The sequence below is a fragment of the Brevibacillus sp. HB1.2 genome (assembly GCF_013332495.1).
GTDB classification, from domain to species: Bacteria; Bacillota; Bacilli; order Brevibacillales; family Brevibacillaceae; genus Brevibacillus; species Brevibacillus porteri.
Window position 1 is genome coordinate 127,556 of the sequence record NZ_JABMIU010000009.1, and the last position, 23,850, is coordinate 151,405.

Consider the following 23,850-nt stretch of genomic DNA (forward strand, 5'->3'; position numbering starts at 1 on the left):
CTTACTCCTTTATCATCGGAATGTGGACGCCTTTTTCCTTGGCTGTTTGAACTGCGAGGTCGTACCCTGCATCGACATGTCGGACGATGCCCATGCCTGGATCGGTCGTGAGAACTCGTTCCAGACGACGTGCTGCTTCTGGAGTACCATCTGCCACGATGACCATTCCGGCGTGGAGAGAGTAGCCCATGCCAACGCCTCCTCCGTGGTGCACAGATACCCAGCTCGCTCCGCCTACTGCATTGATCATGGCATTGAGAATCGGCCAGTCTGCAACCGCATCGCTGCCATCCTTCATCGCTTCCGTCTCACGGTTTGGCGAAGCGACAGAACCGGAGTCCAGATGGTCACGCCCAATGACGATAGGGGCCGAAAGCTCACCGCGCGCTACCATCTCATTGATGATTTGACCAAAACGCGCACGCTCGCCATAGCCTAACCAGCAAATGCGGGAAGGCAGTCCCTGGAACTGAATGCGCTCCTGCGCCATGCGAATCCAGTTGCACAGATGAGTATTGTAGGAGAACTCGCGAAGAATGACTTCGTCTGTCTTGTAAATATCCTCAGGATCGCCGGATAGCGCTACCCAGCGGAACGGCCCCTTGCCCTCACAAAATTGCGGACGGATGTAGGCTGGCACAAAGCCAGGGAAACGGAATGCATCCTCTACACCCTCGTTTTTTGCCACCTGCCTGATGTTATTGCCATAGTCGAAAGTAACTGCTCCTTTTTCCTGCATGGCGAGCATGGCGCGAACGTGTTCAGCGATGCTTGCTTTTGCACGGGATTCGTACGCTTTCGGATCGCGTGTCCGCAGTTCGGCTGCTTCCGCAAGTGACATGCCGATGGGAATGTAGCCGTTGAGTGGATCATGCGAGGAGGTCTGGTCCGTCAGCACATCCGGGATAAAGTCGCGAGCCAGCATGGCATTCAGCACTTCCGGTGCATTGCCTAGCAATCCGATGGAAATGCCTTTTTTGTCGCGTTTCGCTTCTTCCGCCAAACGGATCGCTTCGTCTAGACTGTCTGTCATCACATCCAGGTATTTCGTGTCCAGTCTGCGTTGGATACGGGTCGGGTCCACCTCGATATTGATGCTGACGCCACCATTGAGCGATACGGCCAACGGTTGCGCACCACCCATTCCGCCCAAGCCAGCTGTCAAGGTAATCGTTCCGGTCAGTGTGCCTTCAAAATGCTGGCGTGCCAGTTCTGCAAACGTCTCGTACGTCCCTTGCACGATGCCCTGGCTGCCAATATAAATCCAGCTTCCCGCTGTCATTTGTCCGTACATCATCAAACCCTTTTTGTCTAGCTCGTGGAAATGCTCCCAATTCGCCCAAGCAGGCACCAGATTCGAGTTTGCCAGCAGCACACGCGGTGCATCGGTATGCGATTTGAATACAGCAACCGGCTTCCCAGACTGGATGAGGAGTGTTTCATCACTCTCTAACGTTTGCAATGTTTTGACAATCGCATCGAAGCATTCCCAGTTCCGTGCCGCCTTGCCAATTCCGCCGTATACGACCAGATCCTCTGTACGCTCAGCTACATCAGGATTGAGGTTGTTCAAAAGCATGCGCAGCGCCGCTTCCTGCACCCATCCCTTTGTATGTAATTGGGTACCTGAAAAGGCTTGGATCAATTGCTCAACGGATTGTGTCGTCGTCATCATTTCCACCTGCTTTTCTAAAAGGATGTATTTCTTAGCTCCATTGTAAAAAAGCAAGGAAAGACAAAAAAGGCACCGCACTTTCGATTTGGTGCCTCTATTTTCGATTCACATGCAACCGCATTCATGGTTTGACAAAAAAATCTGTCTTTTCTTTCGATTTCTATCTTTTTCTCTGATTTCGTAACAAACGTGGAGTTGTCCCTGTCTTTTCCTTAAAAATTTTACTGAAATAATTGGCGTTGATGAATCCACATCGCTCTGCCACCTCATGGACAGACAAGGATGTCTCGAGAAGCAATCGGCGTGCTTCTTTTACTCGCAACGATGTGAGTATTTGGCGAAAAGAGCTTCCTTGCTTTTGCGCGAGCAGCGTACTGAAATAGGAAGGGCTGCGGTCGATATAGCGTGCGACTTCCTCCAAGCGCAGTGCCGGATCGGTGTAGCGGCCTTCTATATAGCGAATCGCCTGTTCCACAACATCTGCACGGGACTCGTCGATGGAATGATGAGCGACATCAAGAAGCTGATTGATGAACAGCAGCAGTTCCACTACGATCCGATACAAGATCGGCGAGTAAAGAATCGTTTCGAAAACCCGGTGATACTCCTCTTCCAAAGGTGCGGAGTCAAGACCACGTGATTTCATGTAGCGCCTGACTTGGGCCAAAATACTCGTCAGCCGAATACGCAACAGTCCCGGCTCCGGATAAGGCTCTTCCTTGTAAAAGAAGTGTGTATACAGCCACTGCTTCAACTCTTCCCGATTGCCTTCATCCAGCATTTCAACCCACGTGCGCTGTTCGGCAGGGGTCAAAAATGGGTCAATCATCATCCAATTCACACGATTATCAATGACCGTCACTTGCCGATATCCTTTGAAAAAGCGGACTTGCAGCGCTTGGCTCGCTTCCGCATACGTTTCGTTCAAGCTCTGCTCATAGTTGCTTGCGTCATACATGACCAAAAAGAGCGGCGCATCACTGTTTGCTTCCCAGTCCATCAGCAAGCGCTTGCCCATTTGGTGGAGACTAGAAGGCGAGACCGCAGCATCCATTGGAAAAACCCCCACAATGGTCTCCCCTAGCGGCAATAGATTGGGTTTGTCGCGAAACGGATATTCCTCAAAAAAGCGCAGCAGTTCCGGATGCCGCTTCGGATCCTCCAATTGAGCCAGCATGAGCGAAAAAGACTTGGCTTGTGCATGCCCGGGGAAAAACAGGTCAAGATACGAGACATCCCTGTCATTGTCCGCTCCCATTCCCTTCTCTTCGTTCATTCGCTTTCGATCCAAGCGCTCCTGGCAACATCTCGTCAGGATTCTCCTGATGTATTCAGGTGTCTGTGGCTTCAGCCATAGATCGCGTGCAAAAAGTCCAATCCCCTGCATCGCACGCTCGAATGTCGCCTCTGATGTGGTCACCACAACAGTCGGACGATACTGATCCACCAGAAGCTTCAGCCGATCCCACTGCCCGCGCCCAATCATGTCCAGTTCAATACAGATCACTTCCGGTGTATGCGCTTCCATCATTTCGTAAACGTCTTCCATGGTCCCGGCACTATGCACCTTGTCATACGGAATGGCATAGCTGGTGACGAGCCATCCGATTCCGATTCGTTCGTTCTGGTCCCGATCCGCTATCAAAATGCTGGGCATAAGCCGTCCTCCTTTTTAGAGCTATCAGAAGAGTGGGACATCTTTTTCTATGAAACAAAGGTTGCCCATAATTGGACAACCTTTTCTCACTCACGTTCTTACTTTTTGAGAGGATTTTCGATCATGGTTCCCATCACATGATCCAGCGGAATAAAACCAATATCGCGGGAATCTGTGCTGTGATTCCGGTTATCTCCCATGACAAAAACATGATCGGCTGGAACCGTGATCTTTCCGTCTGCTACATATTCCATCGTTTCTTTGATATATGGTTCGTTCAATGCCTCACCGTTTCGATACACCTTGTTGTCTTTGAACTCTAGTACGTCGCCTGGTCTTCCAATGACTCGCTTGACATACATCGTGTGATCATCGCCTTGACCTGTGACCAGCGACACCAAGGGATGCCCCACGATATCGTCCATCAACGTACGGTCTCGCTCTACCCGACTGTCGATCACGACAATCTCGCCGTAATCTGGCAAATAAGAAAACGTGTGTGATAGTTTAGACACATATATGCGCTGTTCGTCTTGTAAGGTAGGGTCCATGGAATGCCCATCAACCTTGAACGGTTGAAATACAAAGATTCCGAGGACAAGAGCGAAAACGACAGCAAAGGTTATCGATCGAATCCATCCTAATACTTCTCTCATTTTCTTTTGGCACTCCTTCCTTATACCATTCTCTCTTTCATTCATCGAAACCATCATACCACATTATCCGCTCAATCCCAAAAAATCAGCTAGAAGCAAAGATCAGGTGAGACCATACTCGCGCAGTTTCCGAAACAACGTTGCCCGGCTTATGCCTAATAGTACAGCTGCTTCTTCTTTTCGTCCGTTTCTATCCCGGATTTGTTGCATCGCAGTATCGATTGCGGCTCGTTCCAGTTCTTTCAGTGTAAGCCCTTGCTTTTGCCAGTCGAATGACCCCTGACTTTCTTTATTGGAATGCGAGGAAGATTCACGCAGCATTCCCGTTCGAATCGGCAAGCTCGAGGGCTGAACCCAAGCGTTTGCTTCCATATTGACTGCGTACTCGATTACATTTTCCAGCTCTCGGACATTTCCTCTCCAGTCGTGATGAAACAGGACGTTTTGCGTCTCTTGGGAATAGCCGTGCAATTTCTTCCCCACCCGATTCGCATGCGCCAAAAGGATATCATTCGCCAAAGGAAGTATATCCTCTCTACGTTCTCGCAGCGAGGGCAAGTGAATGGGAATCACATGCAATCGATAGTACAGGTCCAAGCGAAACAACCCCGCGTCTACCCGCTCCTGCAAATCCAGATGGGTTGCTGCAATGATCCTTGCCGCTAAGCGTATGGGCTTGCCGTTACCTCCAATTCGATACAGTTCCTTTTCTTGCAACACGCGCAGCAGCTTGCTCTGTAAGTGCATGGGCATATCCCCGATTTCATCGAGAAACAGTGTGCCTTTTCCTGCGACCTCAAACAACCCCGGTTTTCCACCCTTTCGCGCTCCTGTGAATGAGCCTTCCTCGTAACCGAACAGCTCGCTCTCCATCAAATGCTCAGGGATTGCGGCGCAATTAATCGAGAGAAACGGCTCGTCACGGCGCGGGCTTGCCTGATGAATGGCTCTAGCAAAGAGCTCCTTTCCGGTTCCACTTTCCCCTTGGAGCAAGACAGTCGAATCACTGGCTGCTACACGTCTTGCCACTTCCTTTGCCTGTACAATCGCAGGACTGTTTCCACCGATCATCCGAAAAGGGTCGGGCTCCGAGTATCCACTCACCTGCCTTGCGATTTGCACGACTTCCTGTACATCATCTAGCGTAATCACCCATTCTTTGACCGTTCCTGCCAGGAGAATGGGCTTAATGGCAAACAAAAATGTCTTTTCTTCCTGCCCGATGGACAAAACGACCTGCTTTGGCGCAGACTGCGCGGCATCTGCATCGCGAATAGCGTCTATCCATCCTGCCATTTGACTGTCGTCGTGATCGAGCTGCAAATACTGACGGGCACGCTGGTTCGCCTGAATGATCCGATTGTCTTGATCGACGAGAAACATGGCTTTGTCCATTTCATCCATGACGACACGCAGCTTTTCTACCGTATGCAACTGCTCGACGTACAAGTAATGCTCTTTTAGCTTAATGGCGATCAGCTCGGCCATTTTTTGCAAATAGGTCAATATCGCATCCACATCCGCAAACAACCGCTCGCGCTGCTCCTCATCGAAAGCGAGCAGGCCGATCACACCTATATTTTCATTGTCTAATTGTATCGGGCAGCAAATCTCTCCCGTCTCCGTGCAATTTCCATAATGCATACAGGGACGACACCGCTCATCCTGCCCTGGATGCATGATCACAACAGGATGCCCGGCGAGCAACGACTCCCGGTATATATGGTCCTCTCCTGCCATCGTCCGCAAAACGCCAGCCTCATTCTTCCCCGTCCCTGCGATCCGCAAAAACTGACTGTCCGCAATCTCTACCTCTACGCGCAGAACGGATGCAACAGCCGAAGCAATCTGTTGCACACTTTCTTGAATATCTCGCAAGGGCATCGGGCTTCCCCTCCCGTCAATCTATTGCCTACATTATAGCGCATCACAGGGGAAGCCAGCCCTTATGCATTTTTTTACTGGCAAAAATCGCAAATTGTCTCCACCAAGATGACACTCATGTCTACCAAGCTATCTACCTCTACATATTCGACTGCCGCATGCAGACCGGCTCCCACTGGTCCGAATAGGACAGTAGGGATTCCCGCTTCCTGCAATAATGCCGCATCCGTCCACCCTGAGAATCCGCATACCTCGGGTGTTTTTCCCATCACGCTCTTACACGCTGCCTGAAGAGCGATATAAACAGGTTCATCCAGCCCGACTTCAAACGGCTCTCGCAAAAATGACAGCTCGGCGCTTGCTTGGAACGTCTCATCTTCAGCGCGCAGCTTCTGTAGGATCGCTTCTATTTCATTGGCCACGTCTGCCTCTGTCTCGCCCGGCAACGTCCTTCTCTCCCAGTCGATGCGGCAATAATCTGGGTAGGTGGACAGCTCTGTTCCACCCTGAATGAGTGAAGCATGGACAGATGCCGCACCGAGTATCGGATGAGCCGTGCCTTGAGCCAATCTGTCTGAAAGACGCTCCAGCTCTTGCAGGACCCTGCCCGCACGAACGATTGCATCAATCCCTTCTGTTGGACGACTTCCGTGAGCTGCCTTGCCCAGCACCTCGCATTTGACCCAGGCAAATCCTCTGTGAACGACACCAATCGCCAGATCGGAAGGCTCACAGCATATCGCTGCATCTGCTTTGTACGCCTTTACCAGCTCCTCTGTGCCGATGCTTTTATACTCCTCGTCAGCGACAAAAGTCAAAATGACATCTCCTGCTAAAGTAACCTTTGCTTGTGCGATCGCCTCTACTGCGGCGATCATGGCCCCCAGACTACCCTTCATGTCCTGACTGCCTCTACCGTAAATTTTGTTGTCCACAAGGGTAGGCTCAAACGGCGGAATCTCCATGCGCTTGGCGCTCACCGTATCCATATGTCCGTTTAGCATCAGGGATTTGCCTCCGCCTGCTCCCCGTAGGATCCCGACGACATTGACCGCGGTGTCGTTAATAGGTGTGACATGAACCTCCAGTCCTGCCGCCTCCAAACGCTCTCGAATAAATGCGGCGATCGCTTTCTCGCCCGGTCCATCCTCATCCAGGTACGGGTTCACCGAATCAATCCGAATCAAATTCTGTACCAATGAAATCAGTTCGCCTCGATTGATCGTCACGTTCATTTTGTCATCTCCTCCTCTTCTCGGCATGCACCTTCCCAGATGATACGTCTGTAGATATCCCGATCCGTATCCCCTTCCGTACTAAAGCACAGAACAACGGAATTTTCATTCAAGCCGAGCTGCTCACGCTGTTGATGATACATAGGCTTGCTCATCAAGGCAGCAAGAAGCCCTACCCCGACTGCTCCACTTTCCCCACTCACAATGGAAGGGTCGTCTCCAGCCGGTGCCGCAAGTAGGCGCATGCCGTTTGCCGCCACGTAATCGGCACAGCTGACGAAGAAGTTTGCATGCCCCTGCAAGATCTCCCATGCCATCGGATTCGGCTCACCACATGCTAGACCCGCCATAATGGTTCCTAGCTCGCCCGTAGCTGCATGTGGTTGTCCGTCGTTCTTTTCTGCTGAGAGGACCATGCAATTGGCGCTATGCGGCTCGACGATCACGGTCGTTAGGTCTTTATTTGCTTGTGCTGCTACGAAATGTCCCAAGACTGCGGCGGCCATGGAGCCGACACCTGCCTGCAAGAACAAATGCGTCGGCTGTTTGGCGTCAGTGAGGGCTGTGAGTTGTTCCATGGCCTCTGCTGCCATCGTCGTATAGCCTTGCATGATCCACGTGGGAATGGTCGTGTAGCCTTCCCATGCTGTATCTTGAATCACTTGCCAACCACGTTCCTTCGCCATTTGTTCTGAGAGACGCACGGCTTCATCGTAGTTTCCATTGATGACGTGGGCATGTGCACCCGCCTCCCGTATCGCATCTACCCGTTGCTGGGCGGATCCTTTGGGCAAATAAACAACGGCATGCTGTCCGAGCGCTTTAGCAGCCCATGCAACTGCCCGTCCGTGATTGCCATCTGTCGCAGTGACGAAGGTGACTTCTCCGATTCGGTCTCTCATTTCTTGGGAACATAATGCTTCAAAGGTCATCTCTTCTGTTGATTTCCCCAGCTTTTCGCACAAGAAACGAGCCATCGCATAAGAAGCTCCCAGAACCTTGAAGGCATTGAGACCAAATCGCTTGGACTCATCTTTTACAAGTACCTGATCTACTCCCAGCTCACGTGCTAGTACAGGCAATGTAACGAGGGGAGTCGGCTCGTAGTTTGCAAGAGATTCGTGAAAGGCTTTGGCAAAACGGGTTTCTTTTTCGGTCAAATAGGTAGGAATGCGAGAATTCTCGCTATTTTTTCTATTATTTTTCACAACGTAGATTGGTGGGCGTTTATCCATCGATGGGTTCCTCCTCGGGTGGTTTCATCCTTTTTGATAGAGCAAGGATCGTGCCAACAGTGCGAGGCGTGGGTGGCTTATTAGTTTGGTGGTAACCGTATCAAAATGAGATTAAATTGTATCATTTTGATACTTTAAGTCTTGTTTTGATACTCGTCATTCTAGCTGCTGTGGTGGGAGGAAACAGGAGAAAACGCTCCAGCTTCTTGGGTCACCAGCTTGGGGGATTGACTGCACGGCTCCATGGAAAAAGCGAAACCGCGTCCAAAGTAGAGGTTCAGGGATGCTTTTCAGAGGTGGACGCTTAAAGGCGTGTTTCGCTTTTTCCATTGCGCCTCGGTAGGTGCCCCAAAGATCTTCGCTTATTTCTCCTGTTTCCTTACGAACTGTTGGTTTTCAGATAGGCTTTGAAAGATTGTGTACAAACCATTCGCTAGGCCAGAGAAGAATATTTCCAGTCCTAGCGACTTTCGAAGTCCATCCCAGCTTTGCGGGGATTTGCGGGCAAAAGAAATGCAACATGCCCCTGCGACGGAGCGGCTACCACTTTTTCGTTTCCACGCAAATCGCTGCGGAGCGGACAGTCTCACACTTCCTAGCAGGACGTAGCCCGGAGTGTAGACTGGAAATATTCTTCTCTCCACCGCAGCAACTACAAGTTCGGTCTGGATTTATATGCTATATTTTTATTAATCTCCAAAGTACTGAGATGGATTGATACATAGCACAGAAGTCAGGAGTTAAGAAGGAAGGATGAAGGAAATGCCAATTCACAAGCAATCTCGTTCTCCTATTGGTTCTATTAGAGAAGATGGTCGTTATCCCATCGACCTGACTGGCCCACAGAGCCACACGCTTGTTCTCAAGCCCGGCGTAGGGAGCCTCTCCATTGGACCGTCACAATTGGGCAATAAAGCAGACCTTCACATCGATCCCTATACACCTATCAATTGGAGCGTATTCGATTCTTTTGCCACACCAGCTGGATCGCCCTGGCCGCGAGTTCTGTACTACACAGGTAGCGACACAGGCTTCTTCGACTGGGCCAATGAACGCCCCATTGAAGGAATGTCATGGGTTCCAATCCTGCCTAATGACATAGTCGTGGACGCCAGCCATTCCAAATTGCACGACTTGTCTATCGAACTGGACAAGTTTGAAAGCCGTTTGCATCTAAAACTCCCGAAGCACTTGGTCTCTGAATATTTCCGTCTGAGTGTAGCTGGCGATCTATCGCGTTTCTCTGTCGATGGCGACATGCCATACTCTCTGACACTGAAGCCGGGCACCAGCCGCCGCAAGAATAAGGATCCCTTCTTGCTACCCGATCTGGGCGAGCTGCATCAGGTCACGAGCCTGACGCTTCGAAACGAACCGCTGGCGCAGCCTATCTCACTGGAGTGCCTAAGTCGATTTCAGAATCTTACATCACTGAGTTTGTGGGGGAATTTCTGCGATTTGGACTTGCTAGCTCGTCAGTCCCAGTTAACGAATTTGGAGCTGCGCTTCATGCCTGATCTGGGTGACTTGCCGCCATTACATGTGTGGCCTTTGCTTGACAGATTTATCGCCTATAACGTGGAGGAGATTGCTGGCAAGCGACTGAGACAGCAAATGAAAGCGCGAGCTAAGACCCGCCCGTGGACAGGCTACGCTTCAGTGAGCCAATTACGGAAGCCTGAGTGGTGGACGACCGAGTTTGGCCGCCCATTTTCATCCTGGCCGAAACGTCTGGCCAAGCTGGCTAATGAAGCTTATGACGTTGCACAAGCGGCCTTGGCTCAAGCCCGCAGCCTTGCTGATGCGGAGGCAGCCATTACCGCCTTCACCGTGCGTTTCAACACCCTCAAAGGTATCGAAACCATTGAACGAGAAGACCTTGGTGAAGCTGTATGGCAACTAAGCCAGTCTGACCACCAAATCGGCCAGCCTATAACGGAGGAGACAGCTCAACGCTGGTTCGACGCAGCACGCGATTACTGAATAAAGTGAAGCAAGGTTGATAATAAGTTTTAAGGCCATCCTTTGCGGGATGGCCATTTTTGAGTTCGTTGTATTTGACGCTCGTTCTCCGTTCGTTTAATCAAGCTGTAAAGAAACCTATTTTTTTCGAAAAATAATTCATTTCGGATTTACTTGAAACAAAGCCTCCGGTTTGGAGGCTTTGCTTCTTCGGCCCAATTATTCGCTTCTCAAGATGTGCTCGATTCGCTTTTCTGGCACGACCCAGATCACAGCAACGAGTACGTAAAAGAAACCGGAAACCCATGGACCCACATACGCGGTCAATATTGCGAGCAAGTAGAGAAAAGGAGATACTTTCACCTTCCAGTCTCTGCCCATTGACTTTACGAATGCGGAATCACCGGAATGCTGGCTAATGATTGCGAGCTGGAGAAACCTGTAAGAAGTCGCTGCAAGCAGAAGAACGATCCCGTACAATGCCATCGGGGCGGGGGCAAAATGGCTTTCCCCCATCCAGGCGGTCGTGAAGGGAATAAAGGATAGCCAGAAAAGCAATATCAAGTTGAGCCACATCAGCCGCCCGTTCATTGTTCGAATCATGTGCAACAGATGATGATGGTTGTTCCAGTAGATGCCGACATAAACGAAACTAAAGATGTAGCTAAGCACTTTTGGGCCTAGTTCGATTAACGAATACCAGTCTTGGCCTTCCGGTACTTTGAATTCTAGCACCATGATCGTAATGATAATCGCCAGTACGCCATCGCTGAACGCTTCCATCCGGTTTGCTCTCATTTGGTGATCACCTGTTTCCCTTTTTACGTGCTTCATTGATCTATAGATATCTGTAGTTATTCTATATGTTCTGCATAATGGCAAGCACCACCTTTTCGCTAATGAAGGACCGAAAAAATTGTTACGAACATTCCCTTGCGTTTCTGGCCGAATTGAACCGCAGGATCGCTGCGGAGCGGACAGTCTCCACTTCCTAGCAGGAAGTAGCCCGGAGCGTAGACTGGAAATATTCTTCTCTCCACCGCGTCCCTGAATCTAGAAATAATTACCTGCTTAACTCTCTCAGGTGGCTTTATCGAACAGAATGACTCTATGCGTTTCGCTCTTCATCCTCAGCAGATGGCCATCCACCCCATAGATGGTTCAAGTGCCCATCTGGATCACGAAACGTAAAGCTATAGCCCCCGCCTCTCTTATACGTCATTTCACCTACTTCGATTCCTTTGCTTTTCAGTTCCTCATAAACCTCATGGATTTGGTCTACCTGCAAAGAGATGATCGGTTGGGCTTGTCCGGCCATATCGGTAAAGTCCAAACGCGGAACTTCCGGACAACGAATGAGTCCGAGACCTACTCCGCCTACGTTCAACCAAGCCTCGTTGTCTCCAGGTGAAAATTCGAAAGTAAACGGAATGCCAAGCACCTCCCGATACCACTTTATGGATACCTCCAAGTTTTTGACTGGTAGCTGTACAACCGCAAAGTTACGTACATGAATACTCATTTGTGTTCGCTCCTTTATTTCCAATATACGTTCACCCTCATAAACGAAAGAAAAGAACAAAAAGAAACGGGTACCTCTACCATTTCTGAAAAAAATGCAGCAAATGTCCATCCGGGTCACGAACAGCAAAGAAAAGGCGATCGCCTGCTACCGAAACCTTTTCCACGCTCACGCCCTGCTCTGCGAGGCGCAGGTACGTTTGACAAATCGCATAGGCATCCCCCGCACGAAAAGCAGCCAAAAATTGCTCGAACCCTTCTTTTGATACCAATCCAGACGAATCACGACGTCCAGCTTTGTCGATTTTCTTTTTGCTGGATGGGCTTTCATCCTGTCTGTATTGCTCTGCCAACACGAACAAGCGCTGGCGTGCCCTCTTCACACCTTCCTTCACTGCCCCTACAGTCGTATGCAGCAATGTGGCTGTTTCCTGCGCCGTAAACGAAAAAATGTCCATCATGAGAATCAGCACCATCTGTCTGGCATTTAGACGATCAGCCAGTTGCTCGAACACCTCTCTCTGCACAAACGCATCGGTTACAGTGGGCTGATGCAGATAGATCGCTTCATCAAACAGGGCGGGATGCTCATTCGCCTTTCCTTTCCGGCAATGATCGATCCAAGCATTCGTGGCAATTTGCCTCAAAAATGCCTTGGTCAGTTGTCTGCCTGGAGCCTTCTGCAAGGAACGATACACCTTCGTCAATGTTTCTTGCAGGAGATCCTGCGCATCCCAGTCGTTTTTCGTGAGGGACAAGCAATGCTTTTGGATATCCGCAAGTAAAGGTTTTACGCGCAAAAAGGAAGCCTCTTCCTGATCCGCTCCCATACTATCCCTCCAAAACCTTTCTGACTATTCACATTTATTTTCAATAAAAGAAGGAACGCTGTCAAACAAAAGAAAACGACCGTCCAGAACGGATTTTTCCCGCTCAGGACAGTCGCTACGTTATTTCCTGCCAATCAACACAACCAAGTCTATCGTCATGTCCGCTCCTGCCAAGTCAGACACCCGTTCCAACTGCTCAGGTGTAGCCCCCCATGCCAACGGAGTCATCTGGAGCAGGGAAGAAAGACTCCCTTCATCCAGTCGGAACTGATACTGAATCCGTTCTTTGCCGATTAGCTGGAAGCTGGCTTTGAAGTGATCGATCGTACGATGATTCGCATATTTTGTTTTTGGTGTCTCTTGATACAAGACTTCTCGTAGTTCTCGCAAATAGTTGGCTTCGGGAATGACTTTGATCATCCGTCCATCATCAGCCAGGAGTCTATGAAACTCATCCGAATTGGATGGAGATAACAGATTGAAAATGTAAGGAAACTGTCTGTCGGCAAACGGCGCCTTCGTCAAATCGCCAACGCACCAAACTACTTCTGGATCGCTCTTCGCCGCGAGCATAACTCCCTCTTTGGCGAGATCGACACCCACTCCGATAAAGGGGACTTCGCTCGTTTGCATCACTCTCTGCCGAACCTGCGACAGATGATAGCCTTCGCCACATCCTGCATCCAGTACATACATCTGGCTTTCCTCGGGTTCTGTAATATGCAGGATGACTTCGCTTAACACGTCATACAATGGATCAAAAAAACCTTGCTCCATTATCGTCCTTCTCGCTGCGAACATTTGCTTGTCATACTTTGTTTTGTAGGTTCGCGTAGCCAAGTGAACATAGCCGTGCTTGGATAAATCAAAGCAATGATGATTGTTGCATACCAAGCTGGATGCAGGTACGTTGCGCATAGCTGCCTGGCAAATTGGACAACGAAAAATCTCCACATGCTGAGAGATAGCTGTAGACATCAAAAAAAGCACCCCATTCATTCGTATTTCGGTGAATGAAAAAAGGCACAGTCAAATAAACCCCAAGCATTTTCAAAAAAATGCGGGATTACGTTGATCTGTACCTCACATTACCGATTACGAACGAACTGGATCATAACCATAACAAGTAACACTCCTGACCTTCAATCGAATGAGCGACTCGCCCAACTATGATTGTAGCACAGTAGAGAAATATACTGTTACTGGTATTATAAAGTGTTGGTGCCGGAAAGCAGGGAGAGGGCAGGAACTCCGTTTTGCTTCCTGCCCATGCTCCGCTCATGAATGCCGATGGTTGCGTTCATTCCAGCAGCATGACCTCATCGTATTTCATCATGATGCTTCCTTCCTTGTACTCCCCCACTTTTGGCACATTCACCAGACCCTTTATGTTTTGAAGAAGCGCACGCACGCTGTTCACTCCGCTTTCGTGCGCATGCGGATATCCGCCGCCAAAACGGGGATTGATCTCCGACACAACGTACTGATCTCCCACCAAAAAACAATCGATGTCAATTGGCCCACGCGGCTCTAGGACACGAATGAGTTCCTTCGCTAGTGATAGCAAACGCGGATCTTTTACCGCGAGGGAGCGATCCGTCTCCCCCGCCCGCATTCGCAGCTTTTTGCGGGTGAAAAGTGTCACCAGCTCTCCCGAGATCAGATCCACATAGCCATCCACTCCGTACTCCTCTGCCTGTAAGAACGGTTGAATGACGACATCCTCCGTTTTTTCCATGAGCGCGGACCATTCTTGATCATTCTCCACACGTGTGATGCCCAAACTGGCACTTCCATACCGCGGCTTGACGATCAATGGATACATAATCTGCCCTGCAAAAAGCGCTGCTTGTACCTCGTCCATTTTGGTAAAGGTGGGAATGGCGGGAATCTGATGCGCGGACACAAACTCATACGTTGCCCATTTATCCAAGCACATCTCGATTACATCCCGGCTGGACACGATTACCTCGATGCCCTCCATGTAGAACCGATCTGCATGCGCAGCCAACAGTGTCAGCTCAGGGTCAATTAAGGAGAGGATTGCCTTGATCTCGTACCGTTGGCAAATTTGTAGCAGGGCATCGAGATAACCAGGATCATCAATACGCGGCACCTGCTCATGATAATGAGCAGCGTACAGGGCGGGGGCCGTCGGATCACAATCGACTGCGATGATTTTGCCAGTGTCACCCCATTCTCGTACAAAATAGTGGAGCAGCTTGACTCGCCTGCCTACACTGGTCACAAGTACGTTCATTCAGTTCACGACCCCCTGCTTGTCAACGTGAAAACGATAAACCGATTCGGGAATGAATTGTTGGAGAGTCTCTTTTCCTCTGACAATGATCGCTTCTTTTCCATCGATGGCGAGAACCGGCGGCCTCTCCCGAATAAAAGGTGGATTAAAGACAAGCGTATACGCCCCTACGTGTCCGAAGACAAAATAATCCCCGATATCAGGCAGAGGCCCCGTGTAGCCTTGAAGCAAATAATCTTTTTCCATGCACGTATACCCGACAACATGATAGCTCGCTTCGGGAACTGACTTGCGGTTGCACACAAGTCGGGCTGGCAAGAGGTGCGCGTGCATCGTCGGCTTGATATTGTGAATGCTTCCATCCACGAGAACAAACCGCTCTCCTCTGTTTTCTTTTACATCGATGACTTGGCACACGAAATCAAGGGCATCTGCCACGAGTGAAATACCTGGCTCCAGAATTAGCAACGGCGCATGATCCAGCTCTGCCAGCTCCTCCTTCATAACTGACGTAATCGCTTCGGCGTACTCCTCAAAGGTTGGTGCAGTCGTCATCCCAAACGAGGTCGGGAGCTCGCCATAGAATCCGCCTCCCATATCGAGAAAAGCAAGCCGCTCGCCCAGAAGCTGCTTCCCCACACGGCATAGATGGCGCGCAATTTGGCGATACACACCGACACTGCGATTGGTGGAAAAGTGTCCATGTAACCCGACTACATGCACATTCGGGGCGACAGCCAAATGGCTCAGGGCTTTTTCCAAATTGCCGTTTTCGACGCAAAAGCCAAATCGACTGACCTCGTACCCATTTTGCAGAGGACTGACTCCACCCCTGGACAAATCCACATTAATCCGTAGCCCAATCCGAAACGTCTTCTCGGGATACCGCTTGGCGTAGGCCACCACCCACGGAATTTCCGAAAAGGAATCCAGATTGATCAGGCTCCCCTGCTCCAGGGCAAGGTGAATGTCCTCTTCCGTTTTGAGCGGGCCGTTAAAAATGATGGACGCAGGATCGACGCCGAGCTTCAGTGCCAATTCGTACTCCAGTCGAGAAACGACTTCTGCATGCGCCCCTAACTGATGCAGCTTTTGGCATAAAAACGGCAAATAATTGGTCTTATACGAATACGCGACGACCACATGCTCATAGCGTCGAGTAAAAGCCCGTTGGAAACGACGATAGTTCTCGGAGAGCTTCACTGTGTCCAGTACGTAAAAAGAAGACGAGCACAGACTACGCCATTTTTCTATCTGCTCATAACTATACATGGCGCACCCCTTGCTCCTGGTTCAGGAGGCAGTTCGTGATAACACCGATGACTCGCTCCTGCTGTTCAGCGGTCAAGCTGGAACCGGACGGCAAGCAAACACCTTGGGCAAATAGCCGATCTGATACACTCTCATCAGGTTGGTGCGGATAGTATTGGCACTGCGCGAACAACGGTTGCAGATGCATCGGCTTCCACACGGGACGGGCTTCAATATTTGCTTTGCCCAGTGCATCGATCAGTTGTGTAGCAGAGAGGGGTGTGTCCGCTGGATTCAGTGTCATCACCGTCAGCCATCGTGTGGATCGCCCTGTCGCCGGCTCTGGCATAAACGAAATACCAGGCAATTGTCCGAGAGCTTGTTCATAACGTTTGTAAATCCCTCGCCTTGCCTCGATTCGCTCCTCCAAAACGTGCAGCTGCCCCCGGCCAATTGCCGCCAATACGTTGCTCAACCGATAGTTGTAGCCCATCTCTTCATGCTGGTAATGCCTGGCTGGCTCCTTCGCCTGCGTCGACCAGAAGCGCGCCTTTTCGATCGCCTCAACGTCATCGGAGACGAGCATTCCACCACCTGAAGTCGTCATAATTTTATTGCCATTAAATGAAAAGGTCCCAACATGACCAAAGGCACCGCTCATTCTCCCTTTGTATACAGCCCCTAACGATTCTGCGGCATCTTCCACCACGCACACTCCATACTGCTCACAAAGCGCAATCAGCTGCCCCATTTCCGCGCTCTGCCCATATAAATTAACGATGACCACCGCCTTGGGCAACTTGTCCGCTGCTGCCGCTTCCCGCAGGGCTCTCTCTAATGCCAGCGGTGACATATTCCAAGACTCTTCCTCGGAATCAATGAATACCGGAGTTGCTCCCTGGTACAGAATCGGATTGGCACTGGCAACGAAGGTGAGACTGGAGCAGAACACCGTATCACCCGGAGCAACGCCTGCTAGCCTAAGCCCGAGATGGATAGCAGACGTACCAGAGGAAACAGCCAGTGCAGCTTTTACGCCCACATACTGGGCAATCTCTCTCTCAAAAGCATCGACGTGTTCCCCCAACGGCGCGATCCAATTGGAGGCAAAGGCGTCTGCCACCAAGTCCCGCTCGTCCTCCCCCATATGTGGCGGTGATAAAAAGATCCGCTGCTGCACACTCATTTCGACGTCCCCCCATTGCGATAGGCAGGAAAAAAATCTTGCTCGCCAGCCTGATCGACCTGTAGTTTTTGGCACAAAGCCAAATACACTTCCTCATCGTGAACTTTCTTGCCCATCCAGTAAGCAAAATGATTGCCATTTGCAAACGAGGACTTGAAACGGAACAAGCCATCTCCGTCCAGATTCCCTCCTCCAAGGAGAAGCAGCTCCGCTCCATCCAGCTTTGCCTGCTGGATCATGGCGTCGAAGAGGAGGTGGTTGACGCCAAGCGCCATGTCTTCCGTATGTGATGCCCCTAGCTGATAATGGGCAAATTGATTTCCACTGTGCAAAAGCACTCCCGCCACCGGCCGATCCTCATGCATGGCAAGCAGAAGCCGCGGATTGCACAGTGCTGTTTTTTTCATGAGTCCTAAAAAAAATTCTGGAGCATAGTAGTAGATCGCCGCGGCTTGGTTGCGGTCCATCGTCTCCCGATGCAACTGGATAAAAGAAGGAAGCCAATCAGTTCCGCCCAATGTAACCCGGACGTCGTTTGCTGCGGCCTTCCTCATATTTCGTCCCACGTTTTGCGTATAGTGGGCACGAATGTATGCAAGTGTGGGGCGCAAATCGACTGCCGTTACCATTCTCACCAGATCCAGTCGCATTTGACCCACGAACAGCTCCGCATTCCCCAGCAACGGATGAAAGCGAACCGTTTCCGTCAGGTAGTTTTTGTACCGACAGTAGACATGGAATTGCTCCTGGAACAATCGAGCAGCCGTCTGTCCCCCCACGACGAATGGCCCTCCGTATCCAATCGAAACCAAATCGGCATAGCCAGGAATCCACTCATCCAGACGTCTGACCAAATACGGGTAGAAAACCTCGTTCTCCCCACTCTTGAAAAAAACAGCTTCTGGCGTGCCCTGCTCCATTTTGGCGTACAGCTGTACGTATTCTTTCGTGTAGGACACATCTAATTTTAAAAACCGTTGCAAATATTCGGTCCAATCATCCAGTTCCGAAAGTACGATCAGGCTCACATGCTTCCCTCCCAGCGCGCTCTGTGTTTTCACTCCCTCTGAAGTCTTCTACCGTGACGCTGCCCTGCTGATTTATGCCTGTCGATTGAAAAACGCGCTTGATCGTCAGACCGATGATCCGCATATCCAGAAAAAAGCTGCCATTTTCTACATACCAGACGTCCAGCTCGAACTTTTGCTCCCAGTCAATCGCATTTCTCCCATTGACCTGCGCCCAGCCTGTAATCCCCGGCTTTACGTCGTGTCGCTTCAACTGCCGTGGCGTGTACAGGGGCAGGTACTCCATCAGTAGCGGTCTCGGTCCTACGAGGCTCATTTCACCACGAAGCACATTCCATATTTGCGGCAGTTCATCCAAGCTATACTTGCGCATAAGCGTTCCGAATGATCCCAGTCGCTGCTCGTCAGAGAGAAGCTCTCCACTCTCATCGCGTTCATTGGTCATCGTGCGAAATTTATAGATGAAAAATGGTTTTCCGTGCAAACCTGGTCTCTCTTGTACAAACAAAACCGGAGAGCCCAGCTTCCAGCGGATGAGCAGACTCACTAGCAAAATCAAGGGGGACAGAATGACGAGCATCAGGAAGGAAACGCAACGATCAAACAAGGACTTCATGCCGCACCTCCTGTTGATTCCACTTTGCTGCCGCTTCCTCCATGCTGAGGCTCTGCATGCCGTACCTCTCGCGCAACATGGCGTAATGCTGGAGGATTTCCTCCAAAAAGGACAAATTCTCTTCGATGTGACTCCCAAAGTTCTCCGGATGCCACCACAGATGATACAAGCGCTTGTGCTCCGCCGTATGAGTCAGGTCGCATTTGATTCTCTTCATGCGCCATTTTTCCAACCTCTGTAGGCGAGGAGAATAAGGACGCAAAAACCGGCTGGATGGAACATCGACCATTCCCTCTGGACTACGCCGCAATGATTCATAGTTGTTATGACCGGAGAGATTTACATACGCATCCATCAGTCGCATGGCTCGTTTGAACAATGTCTCTTCGGTAGCCCCTCTTGTGTGATACATCCAAGACTGCTCGTTGCCGCGATAGGAACGGAACCCCTTTTTCTTGCACAAAGATAAATAGGCAGGCTGTACCTGATTCCGCGGAAAAACGATGCTGGAAGATGAGTACCCTTTTTTGCGAGTGACTCTCTGAAAAGAGTCAAGGTCAGCAGCAAAAGCAGCGGGAGTCTGACCCGGCTCTAGACAATAATAGTGGGAAAGAGTGTGGCTTCCGATGAATTGATGCGGGTAAGAGGAAATCAGCTTGATCAAGGAAGGAGCAAAGTGATACGGATCGACCTGCTCATGCTCACCGATCGCATCTGTGTCCAAATAGGGATAGGGTGACAGCTTATCATCGGAATACGCCGGGAGATGCCGTGGGATGACGCCTGCTAGCTCCTTGCGCGACTCGCAAAACAAAAAACCGACAGTAGCCCAGGTGACGTGCATTTCATACTTGGCAAACAGCTCCAAAAGTGCGGGGATCACTTGACGAACACCTAACAAATTTTGCTCATATGACTGAATGGTTCTCTTGTCTCGGACGCCCCAGTAAAGTTCAAAGTCTAGGGAAATGACGAATGCTCCCGTCTTGTCCAATCTTCTCCGCTGCCTCCTTTCTCCTGCCCTCTTTCTTCTCGTAGCTGACCAGTCAGTTGGGCAAACAAGGCCACCTGCTTCGCAAGGACTGTTCGCTCATCGAAGTGCTCAAGCGCGATGCTGCGGCTATTCTGCCCGAATGCTTCTCTGAGTCTGGAATCAACTACGAGCTTTTTTAAGGCTGCATACAAGGGACACACTTGTTTCGGTTCTACTAAAAATCCGTTGACACCATCCCTGACTTCTTCCCGACATCCACGGATATTCGTGGCGACGATTGGTTTTGCCATCGCCATCGCCTCAATGATGGATCGAGGCAGTCCTTCGCGATGAGAGGGAAGAACAAATATATCGCTGGCGGCCATCAGCTCTGGGATGTCTGTGCGGAATCCAGCCAAAATGATTTGCGGATGCTGGCGGCAAAGCCCTACGAAGTCTTGACCTCGCTGATCGCGTTCACTGGAAGACACGTCCCCCACCAACAAGAGGCGCAGGCGCGGAAATTCGCCCGCCAGCTTGCGAAAGGCTTCCAACAGCTCAAAAATCCCTTTCTCCGAGACCATACGTCCTACATAGGTGATCACCACATGCTCATCCCGCAGCCCCAGAGAGGCCTTGATAGACTTGACCTTTTCTCTCGTTACGTGTCGCGGGTGAAAGCGTTCTGTGAGATCAACGCCGTTGCCAATGTGCAGAATCCGCTCCGTCTTGGAGGAGAAGCTATCCTTCACGCTCAACTCGTAATCCTCTCGACTCTGAAGTAAAAGATAGTCAGTCATATGCCGGGCAAACCATTTTTCCAGCGTGTAGTATATCTGATACGTACTTTTGCTCATGCCCTCATGAAAGAAGTAGCCATGTGCTGTGTAAATGACATGTGGCACTCCTGCCAGCCTTGCCGCCACGCGCCCGAGAACAGCGGCAATCGGCGTATGGACATGCACGACATCATACTTCTCCCTTTTCATTAGTCGATACAATGCCCCAATTGTCACCAAATTGGAAATCGGGTCGATCTTTCGCTTAATGGGGATACTTTTGAGCGTCAATCCCTTTGCTGTTAACACATCAAAGCGCCCCGTATCCGAACACGCGGTATGCACCTCGTAGCCTTCACCCATCAGCTTTTCAATCAGGGGAAACAGCAAGCTTTCTACAGAGCGGTCAATTGCGCATACTTGCAAGATTTTTTTCAAGCAGATCACCGCCATTTTTGATCTGACGCGTATTGATTTCGGCTGTCACGAAATACAGCGCGAGCATGATCCAGAAAAACGTTTCGCGAATTCCGTTATGAGTGAGTCCGTACAAAATTTGGAAGACAAGTGGATACCAAGCAACCAATCGATGCCCACGGACCGCCCCATAAATCATGAGAATGAACAACACCGTGCCCATGACACCGTAGGAGAAGAACAGATTGGCTAAGGTAGAATGGAGTTCCAATGAAATGCTGCTGTTAAATCGATCGTACATCCCTTCCCCTGCTCCGAACAAAATGTACTCCGGATGGTTGGCAATCCGGTCATAGCCCCGCGCCGCCAAATTGTCATCCGAATCTTCCCCGAGTGATACCATTCGCTCTTCGATTTGTGTGTAAATAGATGCATCGCTCAGTACGTTTTCGTTGGTGTACAAATAGATGAAGAAGACAGTGAAGGACGAGATGAGCACACAAAGCAGATTCATCCAAAACAAGCCCGTTCGTTCTTTGATGGAGAGGAGCAAAAAAACGAGGTACATCCCTACAGCACTAATGATCGCTGCTTTCGACAAGGATGCTGCAATGATACTAAACGCCGTGCCGATCGCAATAAAGAGAGGTAGGGTCTTCACAGGTACGAAGCGAGCACACAGCAGGCATATCCCCATGCACAAAAGCCCAAAATAGCCGAGCTGGTTCGGATTGTTGAAGAACAAGGATTGCCTGAACTCGTCACTATCCGGTGACAGTCCTGACACGAGAATGAATGCCTGAATGAGCAAGGAAGTGGACGTAGCCAGGAAGACCCATTTGACGTACTCTTGAGGGTTGCGCCTGAACAAAATAACCAGGGCAAGCATCACGGCGCCGTTGTACATATACCACTTGGTCGAGCTGAATACATCCATTTCCCCGCCGAGTGCAATCGTCCATATGCCATTCACCATCATAATGTCGTACAAAAACAGAAAGGTAAGGAAGAGAAAAAGTCCGAGTCTGCGGTTAATGCGACCCAGGCGAAACAAGAAGCTGTAGCCGATCAAGATGAGCATAATAAAATCGGCGATTTGCGGATTGCCACTTGGGAAGAAGTAGAAGGGCTTGAGCACCACATATAGCAAAAGTAGAACCTTGTCCGGTGAGAGCTTCTCCTTGATCATCATTCACCTGTGCGCCAGATGGTTGGTGAATTGCAGGATTCGCTGATAATCCTCCCACGTATCAACCTCTGCCCAAAACAATCCCGGTGGTATTCGTGCGACATATACATTCCTTTCGCCCAAAAAAGAATAGAGGACATTTTCCCACCACAGATCATACTGCTTCTCCTGAATCAACCTTTGTAATCGACGCAAAAATATCGGCAGAAAGCTCTCGTGTAGTTTGGCAATTCCAACGTATTCGCCAGTTGTCTCTTCCAGCGAGAGTCCCTTCCCATGACGAATCAGCAGTCCGTTTTCATAACCAAATTTATAATCTCCCTCATAGCAACGGGCTGGATCAGCATACATGACGGGACACGCGGTCTCTTGCAACACGACTTCCAGTACCTTCGATTCAAAGTAAACGTCGGCGTTCAACAGCAAGCAGTCGCTTCCTTGCAAAAACTCGCGGGCGAACCAGAGGGACACCATACTATTCGTCCGATCATAAAAAGGATTGTGATAAAAACGAATAGGTTCATCTCTGAGCAACTCGGTAATCACGTTAGCTTGATAGCCCACCACCATCGCGATGTCTTCAATTCCGTGGCGCCTTAGCTCCGCTATCGTATTTTCAATGAGCGCTTGGCTTCCGATATCCACTGTGCACTTGGGAATTCCGTCAATTTGCTCGTTGATTCGTGACCCGAGACCTGCTGCCATGAGCAGTGCCTTCATCTGACTCCCCTCCTTCTTTCAGAGATGGCATGACGTATTTGATGTTCAGCTTCAGCTTGTACATCGATCTGGCCAGCCCAACAAACAGGTGGTAGAAGGACCATAGGAGCAAAAATAGCATCTGACCGCTGATTGCCCACAGAAATGCGGTAACCAGCACGCCCAACTGATAGCCCGTTTGGGTAAGAAAAAGGAAGACAAAAGCATCGATCCATTTGCTGCGCTTTCTCATAGAGACTGTTTCGTGAGAGATTTTCCCTTGACTAAAGACGAGATCGGAGCCATTGGTCGCCAATATCTCTGCAAAAATCGTGAGCAAAATCAAATAGAGCAGCCACGGACTCAACATCGCGTGATGATTCGTGATGCCGTATATCACACCGAATGACGCCAGATAGAGTGCATAGTTGAGCCCGATGTCCAGCCATTCTCCTCCCTTGCTCTTCTGGTTGCGCATGCGGGCTACTTCTCCGTCGACGCAATCCGCCAAGTAGCACACCTGACAGAAGAAGCAGCCGAGCAGAAAGGATGCCGCCGTTCCGTACATAAATGCTCCAGCGCTAAGGAGTCCGGCGACAATCCCCCCAATCGTAATCGCGTTGGGGGATATTTGTGTTTTTCGGGTCAGCAATAAACTCACATAGATGGAGATGCGTCGTGTGAAGTAGTACGACCAAAATTCCTCCCTGCTCCACGGCTTCTGCACCTGCACACGGCAATAGCGGGTCTCTTCACTATCCCAAAACATAGACGGATACAGCTCATCCTTCACGGTA

The 23,850-nt window shown here is 50.2% G+C and carries 21 protein-coding genes; 1 reads left to right on the forward strand and 20 read right to left on the reverse strand.

Features of this window, described 5'->3' with window-relative positions; genetic code table 11:
• Position 1: 1 nt before the first annotated feature.
• The 6 genes from hutU to dpaL form a co-directional block, all read right to left on the reverse strand.
• A complete protein-coding gene (gene hutU / locus HPY28_RS20105; protein ID WP_017250510.1) occupies positions 2-1,672 on the reverse strand; it encodes a urocanate hydratase in 1,671 nt (556 codons plus the stop codon).
• 163 nt (positions 1,673-1,835) lie between these two features.
• The gene (locus HPY28_RS20110) at positions 1,836-3,332 is read right to left on the reverse strand and encodes a helix-turn-helix domain-containing protein (protein WP_174225928.1); all 1,497 of its coding nucleotides are present in this window, start codon (positions 3,330-3,332) and stop codon (positions 1,836-1,838) included.
• A gap of 98 nt (positions 3,333-3,430) precedes the next feature.
• On the reverse strand, positions 3,431-3,988 hold the full coding sequence (lepB, locus tag HPY28_RS20115) for a signal peptidase I (RefSeq protein ID WP_017250512.1): 558 nt from the start codon (positions 3,986-3,988) through the stop codon (positions 3,431-3,433).
• 102 nt (positions 3,989-4,090) lie between these two features.
• On the reverse strand, positions 4,091-5,872 hold the full coding sequence (locus HPY28_RS20120; RefSeq protein WP_174231258.1) for a sigma-54-dependent Fis family transcriptional regulator: 1,782 nt from the start codon (positions 5,870-5,872) through the stop codon (positions 4,091-4,093).
• 74 nt (positions 5,873-5,946) lie between these two features.
• Positions 5,947-7,107 (reverse strand): ArgE/DapE family deacylase, encoded by a 1,161-nt coding sequence (locus HPY28_RS20125; protein WP_174231259.1) that lies wholly within the window; start codon positions 7,105-7,107, stop codon positions 5,947-5,949.
• Complete coding sequence (dpaL, locus tag HPY28_RS20130) at positions 7,104-8,342, reverse strand: diaminopropionate ammonia-lyase (RefSeq protein ID WP_174231260.1); 1,239 nt, start codon at positions 8,340-8,342, stop codon at positions 7,104-7,106. Before dpaL ends, HPY28_RS20125 begins: the two co-directional genes overlap by 4 nt.
• Before the next feature lie 762 nt (positions 8,343-9,104).
• On the opposite strand from dpaL, the gene HPY28_RS20135 reads away from it, so the two are divergent.
• On the forward strand, positions 9,105-10,325 hold the full coding sequence (locus tag HPY28_RS20135; RefSeq protein WP_174231283.1) for a hypothetical protein: 1,221 nt from the start codon (positions 9,105-9,107) through the stop codon (positions 10,323-10,325).
• Positions 10,326-10,523: 198 nt separating this feature from the next.
• Here the strand turns inward: HPY28_RS20135 and HPY28_RS20140 are convergent, their stop codons facing one another.
• The 14 genes from HPY28_RS20140 to HPY28_RS20205 form a co-directional block, all read right to left on the reverse strand.
• On the reverse strand, positions 10,524-11,102 hold the full coding sequence (locus HPY28_RS20140; RefSeq protein WP_173623708.1) for a TMEM175 family protein: 579 nt from the start codon (positions 11,100-11,102) through the stop codon (positions 10,524-10,526).
• Positions 11,103-11,412: 310 nt separating this feature from the next.
• On the reverse strand, positions 11,413-11,826 hold the full coding sequence (locus HPY28_RS20145) for a VOC family protein (protein ID WP_017250518.1): 414 nt from the start codon (positions 11,824-11,826) through the stop codon (positions 11,413-11,415).
• Between the two features lie 76 nt (positions 11,827-11,902).
• Positions 11,903-12,655 (reverse strand): RNA polymerase sigma factor, encoded by a 753-nt coding sequence (locus tag HPY28_RS20150; RefSeq protein ID WP_174231261.1) that lies wholly within the window; start codon positions 12,653-12,655, stop codon positions 11,903-11,905.
• 120 nt (positions 12,656-12,775) lie between these two features.
• The gene (locus tag HPY28_RS20155; RefSeq protein ID WP_254613163.1) at positions 12,776-13,633 is read right to left on the reverse strand and encodes a putative RNA methyltransferase; all 858 of its coding nucleotides are present in this window, start codon (positions 13,631-13,633) and stop codon (positions 12,776-12,778) included.
• A gap of 322 nt (positions 13,634-13,955) precedes the next feature.
• Positions 13,956-14,915: an ATP-grasp domain-containing protein gene (locus HPY28_RS20160; protein ID WP_174231263.1), complete on the reverse strand. Its 960-nt coding sequence runs from the start codon at positions 14,913-14,915 to the stop codon at positions 13,956-13,958.
• The gene (locus tag HPY28_RS20165; RefSeq protein ID WP_174231264.1) at positions 14,916-16,187 is read right to left on the reverse strand and encodes a type III PLP-dependent enzyme domain-containing protein; all 1,272 of its coding nucleotides are present in this window, start codon (positions 16,185-16,187) and stop codon (positions 14,916-14,918) included.
• On the reverse strand, positions 16,180-17,352 hold the full coding sequence (locus HPY28_RS20170) for a DegT/DnrJ/EryC1/StrS family aminotransferase (protein WP_217444844.1): 1,173 nt from the start codon (positions 17,350-17,352) through the stop codon (positions 16,180-16,182). Before HPY28_RS20170 ends, HPY28_RS20165 begins: the two co-directional genes overlap by 8 nt.
• Positions 17,349-18,380, reverse strand: coding sequence for a GNAT family N-acetyltransferase (locus HPY28_RS20175; RefSeq protein ID WP_106836056.1), 1,032 nt, complete (start codon positions 18,378-18,380; stop codon positions 17,349-17,351). Before HPY28_RS20175 ends, HPY28_RS20170 begins: the two co-directional genes overlap by 4 nt.
• Positions 18,349-18,996, reverse strand: a complete 648-nt coding sequence (locus tag HPY28_RS20180; protein WP_174231265.1) for a sugar transferase — start codon at positions 18,994-18,996, stop codon at positions 18,349-18,351. The genes HPY28_RS20175 and HPY28_RS20180 overlap by 32 nt, the downstream gene beginning before the upstream one ends.
• Positions 18,980-19,990, reverse strand: coding sequence for a polysaccharide deacetylase family protein (locus tag HPY28_RS20185; RefSeq protein WP_174231266.1), 1,011 nt, complete (start codon positions 19,988-19,990; stop codon positions 18,980-18,982). The genes HPY28_RS20180 and HPY28_RS20185 overlap by 17 nt, the downstream gene beginning before the upstream one ends.
• Positions 19,957-21,195: a glycosyltransferase family 4 protein gene (locus HPY28_RS20190; RefSeq protein ID WP_371813519.1), complete on the reverse strand. Its 1,239-nt coding sequence runs from the start codon at positions 21,193-21,195 to the stop codon at positions 19,957-19,959. The genes HPY28_RS20185 and HPY28_RS20190 overlap by 34 nt, the downstream gene beginning before the upstream one ends.
• Positions 21,155-22,357 carry an O-antigen ligase family protein gene (locus tag HPY28_RS20195; protein WP_174231268.1) on the reverse strand — a complete coding sequence of 401 codons (1,203 nt, stop codon included), beginning with the start codon at positions 22,355-22,357 and terminating at the stop codon, positions 21,155-21,157. The genes HPY28_RS20190 and HPY28_RS20195 overlap by 41 nt, the downstream gene beginning before the upstream one ends.
• Positions 22,358-23,074, reverse strand: a complete 717-nt coding sequence (locus HPY28_RS20200; RefSeq protein ID WP_174231269.1) for a phosphocholine cytidylyltransferase family protein — start codon at positions 23,072-23,074, stop codon at positions 22,358-22,360.
• The gene (locus HPY28_RS20205; protein WP_017250530.1) at positions 23,019-23,846 is read right to left on the reverse strand and encodes a CDP-alcohol phosphatidyltransferase family protein; all 828 of its coding nucleotides are present in this window, start codon (positions 23,844-23,846) and stop codon (positions 23,019-23,021) included. The genes HPY28_RS20200 and HPY28_RS20205 overlap by 56 nt, the downstream gene beginning before the upstream one ends.
• Between the last annotated feature and the right edge of the window lie 4 nt (positions 23,847-23,850).